Origin of the sequence: Cryptosporangium aurantiacum (assembly GCF_900143005.1) — a bacterium.
Classification (GTDB): domain Bacteria; phylum Actinomycetota; class Actinomycetes; order Mycobacteriales; family Cryptosporangiaceae; genus Cryptosporangium; species Cryptosporangium aurantiacum.
The window spans coordinates 76,582-91,778 of sequence record NZ_FRCS01000024.1; the positions used below are offsets into that span (position 1 = coordinate 76,582).

At 71.6% G+C, this 15,197-nt stretch carries 17 protein-coding genes and 1 pseudogene; 9 read left to right on the forward strand and 9 right to left on the reverse strand.

From position 1 onward, the window contains the following. Positions 1-150: 150 nt before the first annotated feature. Positions 151-405: a hypothetical protein gene (locus BUB75_RS45870; protein WP_143175719.1), complete on the forward strand. Its 255-nt coding sequence runs from the start codon at positions 151-153 to the stop codon at positions 403-405. A 13-nt stretch (positions 406-418) separates the two neighbouring features. On the opposite strand, the gene BUB75_RS40325 is transcribed toward BUB75_RS45870, so the two are convergent. Genes BUB75_RS40325 through BUB75_RS40340 form a run of 4 tightly spaced genes read right to left on the reverse strand, consistent with a single transcriptional unit; the run spans position 419 to position 3,798 of the window. Continuing rightward, the gene (locus BUB75_RS40325) at positions 419-841 is read right to left on the reverse strand and encodes a YybH family protein (RefSeq protein WP_073265441.1); all 423 of its coding nucleotides are present in this window, start codon (positions 839-841) and stop codon (positions 419-421) included. Positions 842-870: 29 nt separating this feature from the next. Then, positions 871-1,665 (reverse strand): ABC transporter ATP-binding protein, encoded by a 795-nt coding sequence (locus BUB75_RS40330; RefSeq protein ID WP_073265443.1) that lies wholly within the window; start codon positions 1,663-1,665, stop codon positions 871-873. Next, positions 1,658-2,776 carry a FecCD family ABC transporter permease gene (locus BUB75_RS40335; RefSeq protein WP_218618066.1) on the reverse strand — a complete coding sequence of 373 codons (1,119 nt, stop codon included), beginning with the start codon at positions 2,774-2,776 and terminating at the stop codon, positions 1,658-1,660. Before BUB75_RS40335 ends, BUB75_RS40330 begins: the two co-directional genes overlap by 8 nt. After that, complete coding sequence (locus BUB75_RS40340) at positions 2,773-3,798, reverse strand: FecCD family ABC transporter permease (protein ID WP_218618067.1); 1,026 nt, start codon at positions 3,796-3,798, stop codon at positions 2,773-2,775. The genes BUB75_RS40335 and BUB75_RS40340 overlap by 4 nt, the downstream gene beginning before the upstream one ends. Positions 3,799-3,880: 82 nt before the next feature. Here BUB75_RS40340 and BUB75_RS40345 point away from each other — a divergent pair, with 82 nt between their 5' ends. From BUB75_RS40345 to srmL, 5 genes are all read left to right on the forward strand, one after another. Further along, a complete protein-coding gene (locus tag BUB75_RS40345; RefSeq protein ID WP_084742342.1) occupies positions 3,881-4,861 on the forward strand; it encodes an ABC transporter substrate-binding protein in 981 nt (326 codons plus the stop codon). Between the two features lie 97 nt (positions 4,862-4,958). Beyond that, on the forward strand, positions 4,959-6,725 hold the full coding sequence (locus BUB75_RS40350) for a thiamine pyrophosphate-binding protein (RefSeq protein ID WP_073265448.1): 1,767 nt from the start codon (positions 4,959-4,961) through the stop codon (positions 6,723-6,725). 64 nt (positions 6,726-6,789) lie between these two features. Then, complete coding sequence (locus BUB75_RS40355) at positions 6,790-7,743, forward strand: hypothetical protein (protein WP_143175720.1); 954 nt, start codon at positions 6,790-6,792, stop codon at positions 7,741-7,743. 4 nt (positions 7,744-7,747) lie between these two features. After that, positions 7,748-8,470 (forward strand): DUF72 domain-containing protein, encoded by a 723-nt coding sequence (locus tag BUB75_RS40360; protein WP_073265452.1) that lies wholly within the window; start codon positions 7,748-7,750, stop codon positions 8,468-8,470. Between the two features lie 165 nt (positions 8,471-8,635). Next, the gene (srmL, locus tag BUB75_RS40365; protein ID WP_073265454.1) at positions 8,636-9,760 is read left to right on the forward strand and encodes a PheS-related mystery ligase SrmL; all 1,125 of its coding nucleotides are present in this window, start codon (positions 8,636-8,638) and stop codon (positions 9,758-9,760) included. Here the strand turns inward: srmL and BUB75_RS40370 are convergent. Continuing rightward, positions 9,718-10,731 carry an NAD(P)H-binding protein gene (locus BUB75_RS40370; protein ID WP_073265455.1) on the reverse strand — a complete coding sequence of 338 codons (1,014 nt, stop codon included), beginning with the start codon at positions 10,729-10,731 and terminating at the stop codon, positions 9,718-9,720. The genes srmL and BUB75_RS40370 overlap by 43 nt on opposite strands. Positions 10,732-10,826: 95 nt before the next feature. On the opposite strand from BUB75_RS40370, the gene BUB75_RS40375 reads away from it, so the two are divergent. Continuing rightward, complete coding sequence (locus BUB75_RS40375; RefSeq protein WP_073265457.1) at positions 10,827-11,765, forward strand: helix-turn-helix domain-containing protein; 939 nt, start codon at positions 10,827-10,829, stop codon at positions 11,763-11,765. Here the strand turns inward: BUB75_RS40375 and BUB75_RS40380 are convergent. Further along, complete coding sequence (locus BUB75_RS40380) at positions 11,738-12,379, reverse strand: FMN-binding negative transcriptional regulator (RefSeq protein ID WP_073265501.1); 642 nt, start codon at positions 12,377-12,379, stop codon at positions 11,738-11,740. The two genes, BUB75_RS40375 and BUB75_RS40380, sit on opposite strands and share 28 nt — an antisense overlap. A 136-nt stretch (positions 12,380-12,515) precedes the next feature. On the opposite strand from BUB75_RS40380, the gene BUB75_RS40385 reads away from it, so the two are divergent. After that, entirely contained in the window at positions 12,516-13,322 is an 807-nt protein-coding gene (locus BUB75_RS40385; RefSeq protein ID WP_218618068.1) for an SAM-dependent methyltransferase, read from the forward strand. 88 nt (positions 13,323-13,410) lie between these two features. After that, the gene (locus BUB75_RS40390) at positions 13,411-14,238 is read left to right on the forward strand and encodes an SCO6745 family protein (RefSeq protein ID WP_073265460.1); all 828 of its coding nucleotides are present in this window, start codon (positions 13,411-13,413) and stop codon (positions 14,236-14,238) included. 72 nt (positions 14,239-14,310) lie between these two features. On the opposite strand, the gene BUB75_RS40395 is transcribed toward BUB75_RS40390, so the two are convergent. From BUB75_RS40395 to BUB75_RS46810, 3 genes and pseudogenes are all read right to left on the reverse strand, one after another. After that, positions 14,311-14,508 carry a hypothetical protein gene (locus BUB75_RS40395; RefSeq protein ID WP_073265462.1) on the reverse strand — a complete coding sequence of 66 codons (198 nt, stop codon included), beginning with the start codon at positions 14,506-14,508 and terminating at the stop codon, positions 14,311-14,313. Positions 14,509-14,654: 146 nt separating this feature from the next. After that, positions 14,655-14,918, reverse strand: coding sequence for a hypothetical protein (locus BUB75_RS40400; RefSeq protein ID WP_143175721.1), 264 nt, complete (start codon positions 14,916-14,918; stop codon positions 14,655-14,657). A 76-nt stretch (positions 14,919-14,994) separates the two neighbouring features. Next, positions 14,995-15,197: pseudogene (locus tag BUB75_RS46810) on the reverse strand (2-oxoacid:ferredoxin oxidoreductase subunit beta); the annotation flags it as partial.

Consider the following 15,197-nt stretch of genomic DNA (forward strand, 5'->3'; position numbering starts at 1 on the left):
CTCGAGGGGCTGGCGGTGACCGTAAACGAATCGGTTTCGGTTTGTCGAGCGGGAACAGCTACCTGGTGGAGACACGCCCCCCAGCCGCCGCCGGTTCACCCCAGGTGGCGGGCCGCCGCCCCCGGGGGAGCGGGCCCGGTTGGGGCAGCTATGGCTAGCCCGAACGGGGCCGCTTTCCCCGGTCGGCGCGGGTCGGGGAATGCGCCGCTGACCACCTGGAATGCCGTCGCCGCGCACGTCGACGGCGAGAGGGCGCTGCGCGACAGCGATCCCGACGTGTTCATGGGCAGCCTCGAAGAGCTCGTCGCGAGAATTCAGAGCGGCGTTTCGGCGCAGCGCCGAAACCGGCGACTGGAAAGGCGTTTCGGCGCTCGGGGGCGGATCACACCGGCCGGACGACCGTGACGATCTCCCCGTTCTACGGCACCAACGTGTTCTGGCGCCGGACGATCCACCAGCGGCCGTCCCGCCGAACGAAGACGTAGAGCGCGAGCATCTCCGGCGGCTCGCCCGCCTCGGCCGCTGCCCGCGTCGACCAGGCGCGCTTCTGCGCCACCGCGACGTCGGGCGCCACCGCGACGGCGCCGGAGACCTCGTAGTGCGCGGTGGCGTCCCGCAGGAATCCGGCGAGCCCGGCCCGGTTGGCCTCGTCGATCGCCGCGCGGCCGGTCACCCAGGCCCCGCCGGCGGTGCCGATGACCGCGTCCTCGGCGATGTGGACGGACAGCAGCGCGGGCTCGTTCGTGTTGAAGCCGTCCTCGACGTCCTGGACGATCCGGCGGAGCGCCGTCACGTCGTCGGCGTCGAGCGGCTGCGTGAGTTGCGGGGGTGCCTCAGTCATGGCCAGCACCGTAGAAGCTGAAGTTCGCTTCAGGTCAAGGCGCGAGCGGGCACCACGGTCGGCAGCCCGTCGACGGGGTCGGGAAAGACGTGCGCGGCCAGGCCGAACACGTCCCGCAGCAGCTCCGGCGTCATGACCTCGCCCGGCGCGCCGGTCGTGTGCACCCGCCCCTCACGCAGCACGACCAGCTGATCGCTGTACCGGGCGGCGAGGCTCAGGTCGTGCAGCACCAGCACGATCGTCCGCCCGGTCTCGTCGCGTAGCCGGGTGACCAGCTCCAGCACCTCGACGGCGTGCGCCAGGTCGAGGTGCGTGGTCGGCTCGTCCAGCAGGAGCACGTCGGTCTGCTGCGCCAGCGACAGCGCGATCCAGGCCCGCTGCCGCTGACCGCCGGACAGCTCGTCGAGCGGACGGTCGGCCAGGTCGAGGACGCCGGTCGCGGCCATCGCGTCCGCGGTGATCTCCTCGTCGCCCGGCGACCACTGGCGGTACCAGGGCTGGTGCGGTGCCCGGCCGCGTGCGGCCAGGTCGGCGACCGTCATGCCCTCGGGTGCGACCGGGTTCTGCGGCAGCATCGCCAGCCGTTTCGCGAGGTCGCGTGCCCGCAGGCCGGTGATCGGCTCCCCGTCCAGAAAGACGTGTCCGGACGCCGGGGGCAGCAGCCGCGCGAGTACCCGCAGCAGCGTCGACTTGCCGCAGCCGTTCGGCCCGACGATCGTCGTCACCCGGCCGCGCGGGATCGTCACGTCGACGTCGTGCAGTACGGCCGCGCCACCGTACCCGGCGTGCACACCGTCCGTGGCCAGGCAGGCGTCCTCAGGCATGGGTTCTCCTTGCGTACCGGGCCAGCAACAGCAACAGCGCGGGCGCACCCACGACGGACGTGACGACGCCGACCGGCACCTCGACCGGAAGGCGCTGCGCGGTCAGGTCCGCGGCGGTGACCAGCAGCGCGCCGGTGAGGCCGGCGGCCAGCGGCGGCGGGCCCGCGGTGCCGAACAGCCGCATCGCGGCCTGCGGCGCGACAAACGCGACGAACCCGATCGGGCCCGCGACCGCGACCGCGGCCGCCGCGAGCACGACCGCGACGCCCAGCGCCGACGCTTCCACCACGGCGGGGCGCGCACCCAGCCCGGCGGCGAGTTCCCGTCCGAGCCGGACCGAGTGCAGCGGCGCCGCGAGCCGGACGCAGGCCACCACGCCGAGCAGCGCGAACGGCGCCGCGATCCAGAGGTCGGCGGGTTCGGCGCCGTCCAGCGAGCCGGTGAGCCACCGCTGGGCGACCGCGGCTTCCTCCAGCGTCGCCCGGGTGAGCAGCCACGACGTTCCGGCGATCGCGATCGCGTTGACCCCGAGACCGACGAGCACCAGCCGGAACCCGTCGAACCCGACGCGCCAGGAGAGCGCCAGGATCAGCCCGGTCGTCACCGAGGCTCCGAGGACGGCGGCGGTGGGTAAGCCGACGCGTACCGGGATGCCGACCGCCGAGAGCGCCGCCGGGTTGGTGACGAAGACGACCGCGAACAGCCCCGCTCCGGCGGTGACACCGAGGATGTCGGGGCTGGCGATCGGATTCCGGGTCAGCGTCTGGGTGAGCGCGCCGGAGATGCCGAGCAGCAGACCGACGAGCGCGCCCAGCGCGACGCGGGCCAAGCGCCCGTCGAGCAGGACGAGGTTCTCGATCCTGGTCCCGTCGCCGCGGAGCGCGGCCCAGACCCGGTCGGGCGGGAAGTCGAGGGTGCCGGTGAACATCCCGACGGTGCCGACCGCGGTCGTCAACACCAGCAGCACGAGCGTGACGATCGCCGCGCGTCGCCGGAACCGGATCCCGACCGGTCCGATCCGGATCCCGCGCCGTCCGGTCGCCCGTGCGCGGCCCACCGGGTCGCGGTCGCCGACGCGGACGCCGCCCGCGTTCCGGGTGGTGGCGCTCACAACGCCACCACCCGGCGTCGCCGGGTCAGTCCGATGAGGACGGGCGCGCCGATCGCGGCCATCACGATGCCGGCCTCCAGTTCGCCCGGCGGCGCGCACACCCGCCCCACCACGTCCGCGACGAGTAGCAGCACCACGCCGATCAGTCCGGCGAGCGGCACCAGCCAGCGGTAGTCGTGCCCGGTGATCCGGCGTGCGGCGTGCGGTGCGACGAGCCCCACGAAGACGATCGGGCCGCACAGTGCGGTGGCGGGGCCGATGAGCAGCGTGATCGCCAGGATGCCCACGACCCGGGCGGTGCGGACCCGCGCGCCCAGGACCCGGGCGATCTCGACGCCGAGCCCGAGCTGGTTCAGCGCGAAACCGTTGGCGAGCGCGAGCACCGCACCCACCACCAGCAGCGGCGCCACGGTCAGCAGCACCTGATCTTCCCGGTTCGCGATCGAGCCCACCTCGAAGAACCGCAGCACGTTGAGCGTCCGCCGGTCGAGCAGGATCATCGCCATCGTCAGCGCCACGAGTAACGCGGACAGCGTGGTGCCGACCACCGCGAGCATCACCAGCGCCCCGCTGTGCAGGCTGCGCAACCCCACCAGGAACACCGCGGCCGTCGCCGCGGCCGCACCGACCAGCGCCGCCGTGGCCTGCGCGCCGGGCGCTTCGATGCCCAGCCCGAACACCAGCACCGCGACGCCGAACGACGCCCCGGCGCTCACACCGAACAGCCCCGGGTCGGCCAGCGGATTCCGGGTGTGGCCCTGCATCAACGCGCCGGCCATCCCGAGGGCGGCGCCGGCGAGAACCCCGAGGATCGTCCGCGGCACCCGCTGACTCCGGATCACGGTGGCGTTGTCGCTGTCCAGGTCGGAGAGCACCGCCCGGAGCACCTCGCCGACGCCGATGTTGCGGCTGCCGACGGCGAGGCTGAGCAGCACCGAGCTGATCACCGCCGCCGCCAGAACGAGCGCCGCCCATCGCATCCGGCGTGCACGAGCGCCGGGAGGGCGAACCCCGGTAGCCACTTGACGAACCTCCGACACGGTCACTTAGGTTAGCCTCACCTTGCCGCGGCTCCACAGCGGCACCCCACCCGAGGACAGACGAATGCGAAACACCCGTCTCTCGACGCTGGCCGCCATCGGCACCGCGGTCGCGTTGGCGCTGACCGGCTGCGGCGACGACAGCGCCGATGGTGCCGACAGTGCCGGCGAGCCGTCCGCCGCCACGACGCGGACCGTAGAGGACACGTTCACCGGCACCGTCACCGGCGTTCCCACCAAGCCCAAGCGGATCGTCGCGCTCTGGCGCACCGGCTCCGAGCTCGCCGACATCGGCGTGGTGCCGGTCGGCGCGCTGCAGGACGAGTTCCTCGCAGAAGAGCTCGGCGCCGACGTGTACGCGAAGGTCTCCAAGGTGCCGACGGTCGGCAGCTTCGAGGGCGTCGACGTCGAGAAGGTCATCGCGGTGAAGCCCGACCTGATCCTCGGCATGGACAACGGCGGTCTGACCATCGACTACAAGGAGTTGTCGCAGGTCGCGCCGACCGTGATCCTCAAGATCGCCGAACCGACCGACGTGTGGGCCAACTACGAGAAGATCGCCGACCTGGCCGGCGTCTCCACCGACTTCTCCGAGCAGAAGAAGGACCTCGACGCCGCGCTGAAGAAGGTCGCCGACGCGTACGGCAGCAAGGTCGGTTCGCTGAAGGTCACCGCCCTGGGGTCGTTCGACGGTGCCGCGATCTCGGTGGACACCAGCAAGTCGCTGACCTACCAGCGGATCGACGCGGCCGGCTTCGGGTACAACGCGAAGTACACCGCGAACCCCGAGCGTTACGTCGCCGAACTCGCCCTCGAGAACATCCCCGACCTGGCTGACCAGGACATCATCTTCTACGACACGGACCTGAACGGGAAGCCGCTGAACAGCGTGCAGAAGATCCTCGACGAGCCCGCGTTCAAGCGGCTGCCGGCCGCCCAAAAGGGACATGTGTACCCGCTGACCAGCGGAAACATCTACACGTTCGAGGCCGGTCTGGCGCAGGCACGCGATCTCGAGGCCGCCGCGAAGGACTACACCTCCTAAACCCTGGGCGTCACCGAGCGTCGGCGAGCGGGGCGGGTCACCGCGGAAAGTTCCGGGGGACCCGTTTCCCGCGCCCCGCAGCGTCTACCTCCCAGACATGGGACGGATCGCAGCGGAGACACTGATCGAACGGCTCGCCGAGTGGGGCGTGGACACCGTCTACGGCCTGCCCGGTGACGGCATCAACGGGATCATGGAGGGGCTCCGGCGGCACGCGGATCGGGTGAAGTTCGTCCTCGTGCATCACGAGGAGGCCGCCGCGTTCATGGCCACCGCGTACGCGAAGGCGACCGGGAAGATCGGCGTGTGCCTGGCGACGTCCGGCCCGGGCGGCCTCCACCTGCTCAACGGTCTCTACGACGCCAAGCTCGACCACGCGCCGGTCCTCGCGATCACCGGCCTGCAGGAGACCAGCGTGCTGGGCAGCGGCTACCAGCAGGAAGTCGCGCTCGACCAGGTCTTCTCCGACGTCGCCGAGTACAACCTGGTGGTCTCCAACCCCACCCAACTGCCCGGCGTCGTTGACTACGCGATCCGCACCGCGTACGCCCGGCGCGGCGTCGCGCACCTGACGTTCCCGAACGACGTCCAGGTCGCGGACGCGGACGCCGACCCCTATCAGCACGTCTCGCCGGCCAACCCGCCGGCGACCGCGCCGATCTACCTTCCCGCGCCCGGACGCCCCCGCGAGGAGGACCTCCACGCGGCGGCCGAGGTGCTCAACGCGGCCGAGCGGCCCGCGATCCTCGCCGGCGCGGGCGCGCTGCACGCCCGCGCCGAGGTACTCGCGCTGGCGGACGCGTGGGGCGCGCCGGTGATCAAGACACTGCCCGGCAAGGCCGTGATCCCGGACGACTCGGAGTTCGCGGTCGGCGGCATCGGCCTGCTCGGCACCAAACCCGGCGAGGAGCTGGCCGAGGACTGCGACACGCTGCTGATGGTGGGGACGAACTTCCCGTACACCCAGCACCTGCCGGAGCCGGGCAAGGTGCGGGTCGTCCAGATCGAAGCGGACCCGGTGCGGGCGGGGGCGCGGCTGCCGACCGAGGTGCCGATGATCGGGGACGCGAAGGAGAGCCTGGCCGCCCTGCTACCGCTGGTGACTCGACGCACCGACCGAGCCCACCTGGAGAAGTACCAATCCAAGATGGGGGACTGGCGCGACGACATGGCCGCGCTGGAGAACCCGGAGCGAGCCCCGATCGCACCCCAGTACCCGGTCGGCGTGCTGTCCGAGCTGGCCACCGACGACGCGATCCTCACCTGCGACTCCGGCACGATCGCGACCTGGGCGGCCCGGCACTGGACGATCCGCGGCGACCGCGGCTTCTACCTGTCCGGCAACCTCGCGACGATGGCGCCCGGCCTGCCGTACGCGAACGCCCTGCAGCTGACCTACCCGGGGCGTCAGGTGATCGCCTACCTCGGCGACGGCGGGTTCGCGATGCTGATGGCCGAGTTCCTCACCGCCGTCCAGCACCGGCTGCCGGTCAAGGTCGTGATCAACAACAACAACTCGCTCGGCCAGATCCTCTGGGAGCAGATGGTGCTCGGTTACCCCGAGCACGGCGTGCGGTACCCGACGCCGGAGGGCAACTTCGCCGCCTGGGCCACCGCCTGCGGTGGTTACGGCCGCAAGGTCACCGAGCCCGGCGACGTCCGGGACGCGCTCGCCGAGGCACTCGCGTACGACGGAGCGGCGCTGGTGGACATCGACGTCAACCCGAACGAGCCGCCGCTGCCCGGCAAGGTCGGGTACGAGCAGGCGAAGAAGTTCGCGGAATCCTGGCTCAAGGGTCAGCCGCACAAGGCCGCAACCGCGACGACCCTGTTCAAGGACAAACTCTCCCAGCTGGGTCGTTGAGCAGACTGGGTCGTTGAGCTGACAGATCGTGGCGACGCCGCCGGGCGGCTGCTGACCTGGTGCGGTGCGTCGCTCTCTCGTCACCGTTCCGCTAGCCGTCTCGGCCGTTGCTCACCTCTACTCCGTGCGGTGGTTCGCCGAGGAAGCGGCGTGGCGCCGCCACCGGGTGCTCAACGCGTTCACCGAGGAATCACCGCAGGACGTCGCCGAGTACAGCGAGGCACTCGACACGGTCCTCGCTCTGGGGTTCGCGTCGCTGCTGCTGGCCGCGGTGCTGGCCGTCCTCGCGGCCGGCGCGTGGCGGGACCGGATCGCGGCGGTGCGGCCGGTCGCGTGGGGCCTGCTGCCCGTCCAGGTCGTGCTGGTGGTCGTCGGCCACTACCGCGCCGGGCAGTACACCAGCGGGTACGAGGAGGCGTGGTTCATCCCGCAGCCCCAGACCGTCGACCAGTACTGGGGCGCGGCCTGCGGTGTGCTCGCGTCCGTCGTCGCCCTGGTGTTTCTGACCGTGCGACGCGCGGAAGCCGCGGCAGGCGGGGACCGACCGCGGCGGGTGCGGGTCGCGGCCCTGCTCGCCGGGGCCGCGGCACCACTGGTGCTGCTGATGCCGGGGCTGTGGCCGTACAGCACGCCGGACGGCCGCACCGAGGTCGGCCTGCGGAACCTCAGCAGCCTCGCGCTCGTGGTCACACTCGGTGCGTTCCTCGCGGTGCTCGCGGTGGTCGTCGCGGTGCTCGCGGTGCTGGTGCGGCCGGGGCGGCGGAGGATTCGGGCGGTGGCCGCCGGGCTCGCGGTGACGGCCGCGAGCCTCGTGGTGCTCGTCGCCGGTTTCCAGGCCGCGAACCGGTACGTGAGCGGCCTGCCGGACTTCTACCGCTGGACGTTCCTGTTCGCACCAGTGCTCGGCGTCGCGGTGGTCGCGCTGCTCGGCGCCGCCGCGGTTCTGCTCTCCGGCGCACCCGTCGTCCGATTCGTGCAGCCGCAGACGGTAGCCGAGGAGCCCGCGCGGGCAACCTGACCCTGTGCACATCGGGACCTCGGGCTGGAGTTACGACCACTGGGAGCACGTGCTGTACCCACCGGGTACGCCGACCCGCGACCGGTTGGCCCACTACGTGCGGCGGTTCTCCACCGTCGAGTTGAACGCGAGCTTCTACCGCTGGCCGAAGACCGCGACGTTCGCCGGCTGGCAGCGGCGCCTGCCGGAGGGCTTCCGCCTGACGGTCAAGGCGCCCCGCGGCCTGACCCACGCCAAGCGGCTCTTCGAGCCGGAGGTCTGGGTCGAGCGGATCGCGACCTGCTGGCACGAGCTCGGTGACAAGCGCGGGGTCCTGCTCGTGCAGACCCATCCCGCCCATCAACGTGACGACGCTCGACTCGACTACTTCTTGGGTTGCCTGCCGTCCTGGGTGCCGACCGCCGTTGAGCTGCGGCATCCCAGCTGGCACGACGAGGAGGTGTTCCGGCTGCTGGAGCGGCACGGGGCGGCGTACTGCGTGATGAGCGGCGCGAAGCTGCCCTGCATCCTGCGCGCGACCGCACCGTTCGTCTACGTGCGCCTGCACGGACCGGACACCGAGCACCTCTACGCCGGGTCGTACTCGGACGACGATCTCTGCTGGTGGGCCGACCGGCTCCGGGAGTGGGCCGCGGCCGGCCACGAGGTGTACGCGTACTTCAACAACGACGGTCACGGTCACGCCGTGCGCAACGCCGAGACGCTGCGGACGTTCGTCAGGGGCTAATTCGCTCGCCGGCGGTCGTATCGTCGGGATATGCGGATTTCACCGGCCTCCTTTCGCCGCCCCCGGCTGTCGCTCAGCCGCGCGGGCGCCGTGAGCGGCCGGTAGCGCACGAGAGTCGACGGCCGGGGGAGAGATCTGATCCCGCCCCCCGACGAAGGAACTCTCGTGATCACCGTTTCCGAACTCGCGGCTGCGCTGCGGCTGCGTGACCTGTCCGACCCGGCCTCCGGGCCGCACGCGATGCAACTCCTGCTCGACGACGTGCTCTCCGCGCTGACCGCGGCGTGGGGAAACGCGCTCGACGTCCGGCGGCCGCGCCCGCTGGTGTCCGTCGAGGACAACTACGACCGTCTGGGGTACGCCCCGGACGCGGTGACCCGCGACGCCCGGTACAGCCGGTACGTCGCGGAAACCGTGATGCTGCGCAGCCATACCAGCGCGGGGATCCCACCGGCGCTCCGTGCGCTGGCGGCCGCTCCTCGTGAGGACGTTCTGCTGGCGCTGCCCGGGCTGTGCTACCGCCGGGACACCATCGACCGGCTGCACGTCGGAGCGCCGCACCAGGTCGACCTGTGGCGGGTCACGACGACACCGCAGACCGGTTCCGACCTCGCGGAGATGGTGGCGGGTGTCGTCGGCGCGGTCCTGCCGGGCGCGCACCACCGGCTGACGCCCGCCGTTCACCCGTACACCGTCGACGGGTGGCAGGTCGACGTCGGGACGCCCGGCGGCTGGGTCGAGCTGGCCGAGTGCGGGCTGATCGCGCCCACCGTGCTCGACCGCGCCGGGCTGGCACCGACCCGCTGGAACGGACTGGCCCTGGGTATGGGGCTCGACCGGGCGCTGATGCTCCGCAAAGGCATCGACGACATTCGTGTGCTGCGCTCGGACGATCCGCGCGTCGCGGCGCAGCTACGCGACCTGGCGCCGTGGCGGCCGGTGTCCCGGCAACCGGCGATCCGGCGCGACCTGTCGGTCGTCGTCGACGAGGTGCCGGACGCCGAACTGCTCGGCGACACCGTCCGGGGCGCGTTGGGGGAGGACGCCGAACAGCTGGAGTCGGTGTCGATCCTCGCGGTCACCGGCTACCCGGAGCTGCCGGCCGGTGCACGGAAGCGGCTGGGCCTCCGCCCCGACCAGTCCAACGTGCTGCTGCGACTCGTCCTGCGGCCGTTGACCGGCGCACTCACCGACGACCAGGCCAACCGGCTGCGCGACGACGTCTACGCCGCCGTGCACCGCGGTCCCTACCGGGAGTGGGCCGCCTCGACCGACTCGACCGTGAGGTAGCGGGACAGCGCGCGGAGGAAGTCGGGGGCGTCGAACATCGCGCCGGCCGAGGCGACGCCGCTCGTCCGCGTCCGTCCGGAGAGGATGCGGCCGAGCGCCTCGACCGCCAGCGGCGCGCTGATCGCGTAGATGTCCTGACCGGTGGCGACGGCGCGTCGTTGCGCGTCACCGGCGCGCACGACGACGTCCACGGTGAACGTCTGCGCGGACCGGCCGAGCTCGTCGACCGGGACCGGCGTGGGTGTGTCCGGACCGGCCAGGTCCGCGGCCGCGTCGGTGGTCATGTACGTGCGCACCTCGGGGACCGCCAGGTGGCTGGGGATCGTGACGATGTCGGCCATCGAGAATTCCCCGAGGACGCTCCGGGTGCCCAGGGGCGCGGGGAAGGTCCACTCCAGCGTCGGCAGGTCACCGGCGTAGTACTCCAGCCGGCCGCCGCGGTAGCGGACGCGCCGGCCCGCCCGCCGGTCGTGGGAGACGGCGCCGGCCGCGAGCGTCCCGGCCGTGGGGTGCCAGCTGCTCAGCCCGTACGCGACGTGCACCTCGTCGGCCGTCGTCCACTCGTCCATCGCGGTCGTGACCAGCAAGTCGCCGAGCCCGCCGAAGAACGCCATCGCCGGGACCACCGGGACGTCCGCGGTCCGGGCGAACGTGTCGGCGTTGGCCTCGATCTCGGCGGCCACGTCGACGTACGGGATTCCGGCGCGCACCGCGGCGTCGATCACCGGGCCCGCGGTCGCGGCGAACGGCCCGGCGGTGTTGACGACCGCGGACGCTCCGGTGAGCGCCCGGTCGAGCTCACCGGCCGAGGCCACCCGGTACTCGAGCCCCGGGTACGAGGCCGCCAGCGTCTGCAGCTTGCCCGCGTCCCGTCCGAGGAGGAGCGGGACGAACCCGCGGTCGAGCAACTCCGCCACCACGAACCGCCCGGTGTGCCCGTAGGCACCGAATACCGCCACGGTCTGACTCATTGTGTTCCTCCTCGACGAACCGTTCCAGGAGATCCTCTCGACGGCGGACGGCCCGGGACAGTGTCTGGAACGACAACTCCCGTACAGTTTCGGACATGACTACTGTCGCGTTGGCGGTCACCGACGGGATGCTGCACTTCGAGTTCGCAATGGTCTGCGAGATCTTCGTCCGCGACCCCACCGGCCTGGCCGACCCCTGGTACGACCTGGTCGTCTGCGGGCCCGGACCGGTCCGGGCCGGGCGGTTCCGGATCGACCCCGACGCCGGGTGGGACCGGCTCGCGAGCGCCGACATCGTGATCGTCCCGACGATCGACGACCTCGACGCGGAGCTACCGCCCGACCTGCTCGACGCCGTCCGCGCGGCCCACGCGGCGGGCGCCCGGATGGTCTCGCTGTGCACCGGCGCGTTCGTGCTGGCCGCCGCCGGAGTGCTGGACGGGCTGCGTGCGACGACCCACTGGGCCCACACCGACACGCTGGCCGCCCGCTATCCCCGGGTGACGGTCGACCCGGACGTGCTCTACGTCGACAACGGCACCGTGCTCGCGTCGGCGGGCAAGGCGGCCGCGATCGACCTGTGCCTGCACCTGATCCGCCGCGACCACGGCTCGACGGTCGCCAACGCCGTCGCCCGCCGCCTGGTCGTGCCACCGCATCGCGCCGGTGGCCAGGCCCAGTTCGTGACGACGCCGGTCCCGGCCCGCGACGACCATCCGCTCGCCGACCTGTTCCCCTGGGTGATGGAACGGCTGGACCGGCCGCTCACCGTCGAGGACCTCGCGCGCCGGGCGAACATGAGCTCGCGCAACCTGGCCCGCCACTTCAAGTCGGTGACCGGCACGACGCCGCTGCAGTGGCTGTCGACGCAGCGGATCCGCCGCGCGCAGGTACTTCTCGAGAACACCGACCAGAGCATCGACAGCATCGCGGACGCCGCCGGCCTCGGAACCGGCACGACGCTGCGACGCCACTTCCACCGCACGGTCGGTGTGCCGCCGGACGCCTATCGCCGCACGTTCCGGGCTTCCTGAGCACGCATCGCCGCTGCGGTGGCGACTTCACCGGCGGTGGTGAGCCCGGCGATCACGCCCTCCTGGTCGGCCTCCGGCCGGTTCTGGCTGAGCTTGGCCTTGCTCTCGACCCGGGTGATGACGAGTTCCAGGCCGACGATCGCCCGCAGCTGCCCGTCGATGAACCGCTCCGGCGCATCGGTGACGTGCCACGGCGCGTCCCGCCCGGCTTCGTGGGCGTCGGTCAGCCGGGTGACCAGCTCCCGGAGCCACTCGACGTCGTCGTGGGCGATCAGCCGTCCGTGGACGTGCAGCACCTCGTAGTTCCAGGTCGGCACCACTCGGCCGTGTTCGCGTTTGCTCGCGTAGTAACCGGGTGACACGTACGCGTCCGGTCCGGCGAAGATCGCGAGCGACTCGGTGTCCGGCAGATCCCGCCAGTGCGGGTTGTTCCGTGCGACGTGCCCGAGCAGCGCTCCGTGGCCACCGCGTCCGGCGTCGTCGTCGTAGAGCAGAGGGAGCGGCGTCGAGACGAGGCCGTCCGCGGTCGGCGTCACCAGGTGGGCGAAGCCTCCGTGCCGGAGCAACTCGGCGACGCGGCCCGGAGAAACTGCGAAATGGGACGGCACGTACATCGGGAACACTCCTCTCGACCTGCGAGGCGCACACTACTGGCGCTGCCGGCCGGCGCCCACCACCGGAACCTCGACGGCGCTCCCGCGGGTGTCAGTAGGATCGGCGGACCGCGGCTAGCCGATCGAGGAGCAGGACGTGCCAGAAGACGCTCAGCGGCTCATCGACACGTCCACGGCGCACCCCGCGCGCCGGTACGACTACTGGCTGGGCGGTAAGGACAACTTCGCTGCGGATCGGGAGTCCGCGGACGCGATCGCCCGGTTGGCTCCGCTGGTTCCGAAGTGGGCGCGGGAGAACCGCTGGTTCATGCGCCGGGCGGTGGCCTACCTGGCGCGAGAGGCCGGCATCCGCCAGTTCCTGGACATCGGCACCGGCATCCCGACCTCCCCCAATCTGCACGAGGTCGCGCAAGCCATCGCTCCGGAGTCCCGAGTCGTCTACGTGGACAACGATCCGATCGTGCTGACGCATGCGCGGGCGTTGCTGACCAGCGGCCCGCACGGCCGTACCGCGTACCTGGACGCCGACCTCGCCGAACCGGAAGACATCCTGGGCAGCGACGAGGTGACGACGACCCTCGACCTCAGCCGGCCCGTCGCGCTGAGCCTCATCGCGGTGCTGCACTTCTTCAAGGACGCGCAGGATCCGCACGGAATCGTGCGGCGGCTGGTCTCAGCGCTTCCGTCCGGTTCCTATCTCGCGATCAGCCACAACACCTGGGACTACCTGCCCGAACCGCGTCGCGCGGCGCTGGAGTCAGCGGTCAAGGACGAGGGTCAGTGCCGCGACCGGGCGCAGTTCACGCGGTTCTTCGACGGCCTGGAACTCGTCGACCCGGGCGTCGTGGTGCTCAGCGAATGGCGGCGCGACGACTCCGCCGACCTGCCGCTGCCCGAGCCCTGGGAGATCTCCGCCTACGGGGCCGTCGCCCGCATTCCCTGACCGTCCAGCTGGGCTGTCGGATCTGGGCTGTCGGATCTGGGCCCCAGCGTTCGTCACAAGGTGACGGCGCAGAGAAAGGAGCCGCGCCATGACCCACACTGCCCGTCGTATGTTCGAGCTCCTGGAGCCGATCTGCCTGGTCACTTACTTCGCGGACGAGTGCAACCAGGAGTGGGCCGCGCTCGGCCACCGCACCTATTGGGACGGCTACTTCGCCAGCCGCGCCGCGCCGCTGGGACGGGTGCCCGCGCAGGTCGTGCACGCCGCGTTCTACAGCTTCGCCGACGGGGAGGTCGCGCGGCACATCCCGAGCGCGTGGGAGACCATCCCGCCCGAGGCGTCCGTTGCGGCGCGGGAACGGGGCAGCGCGGCCTCCCTGCGGCGCATCCTCGGTGACGAGCTGGCCGACTCCCCGGGCCTGGTGCGCGCCGCCGACCTGACCACGAAAGCCGCGAGTTACGCCCCCACCGAGGGACGGGTGATGTACGCCGGGATGCGCACCCTCCCGGTGCCCACAGACCCGGTCGCCCGGCTCTGGCACTCGGCCACCACGCTGCGCGAGCACCGCGCCGACGGGCACGTCGCCGCTCTCGTGGGCGCGCGGATCGGCGGCACGGAGGCTCATGTGCTCAGCGCCCTGGAGCAAGGCATCCACCCGCCGGAGTCGTTCGGGCGCATCCATCACCTGCCGAAGAAGCGCCTGGCCGAGGTGATGGGCGGCTTGCGCGAGCGTGGGCTCGTTGATGCCGACGGTCGGTTCACCGACGCCGGCCGCGAGACCAAACAACGCATCGAAACTCTCACCGACGAGCTCGCCGCCGCGCCGTACGACGGCCTCAGCCCCGCCGAGCTCGACGAACTGGTCGCCGAACTCGAACCCCTCACCGCGACCCTGGTGGCTGCCGGATCGCAGTGATCAGCTGCGTACCGTTCTCACGACGCGGGGCCGGCGGAAGGGTGATCCCACCGCCGGCCCCGTCGTCGCGGACTACTTCGAGGGCTGCGGCGTCGTGCACTTCACCTTCGGGTTGAGACCGAAGTAGTTCAGCGGCCCGGCGATGATCGTCACGATCACCGTGCCGGTCTTCGCACACGTGGCGTCGCCGCCGGAGAAGTAGTCGCGTTGGGCTGCCGCGATGACGCCGATCAGCAACCAGATCACCAGCACAATGCTTCCGATACGCATCTCGCGACCTCCTGGGGTGGGGGCACCCGACGGGGGGTTGGTGCCCGCAGGAACTGACCCACTCATTCCCCGTCGGAACCGCAACCAAGCAGTGACTTGCTGTGCGGACAGCGGGCAACCGGGGAGGCGTCGTCGGTGTTCGGGGTCTAGGACGGTTCGATACGGGTGCGCTGGGTGCGGCGGCCGCGCGCGGCCAGGAACGCCGCCAGCCCGTCGGGCTCGTCGCCGGCGATGAACACACCGCGCGCGGTGATCAGGACCTCGTCCGCGTGCACGGCGCAGCTCCAGGCCGCGACGCCGGAACCGTCGGCGAGTTTCACGTCGGCGGCGCTCGGACACTCACTGCCGTCGGGCATGCCGATCTCGCAGTGGTCGGGGATGGCGTCCCCGGTCCCAGGTGCAGGTTTCACCGGGGGATCCCGTCCCGCAGAGTCACGCGGTGACCCTAATGGGTGGGCAGGCCCCCCGGTGTCCCCACCCCTGGGCCTACCCGACGGTCCAGGTGTCGTTGCCGAGGATCAGCTTCTGGAGGTTGGCTTCGCCGCGGTTTTGGGCGGTGGTGAGTTGGGCGGCCATTTCGGTGTCGTAGGTGGATCGCTGGACGGAGCGGAACACTCCGACGGGGGTGTAGCGGAGGTCCTGGGTGGAGAGCCGGGACAGCGCGAAGGCGTAGGAGGGGTCTTCGACGT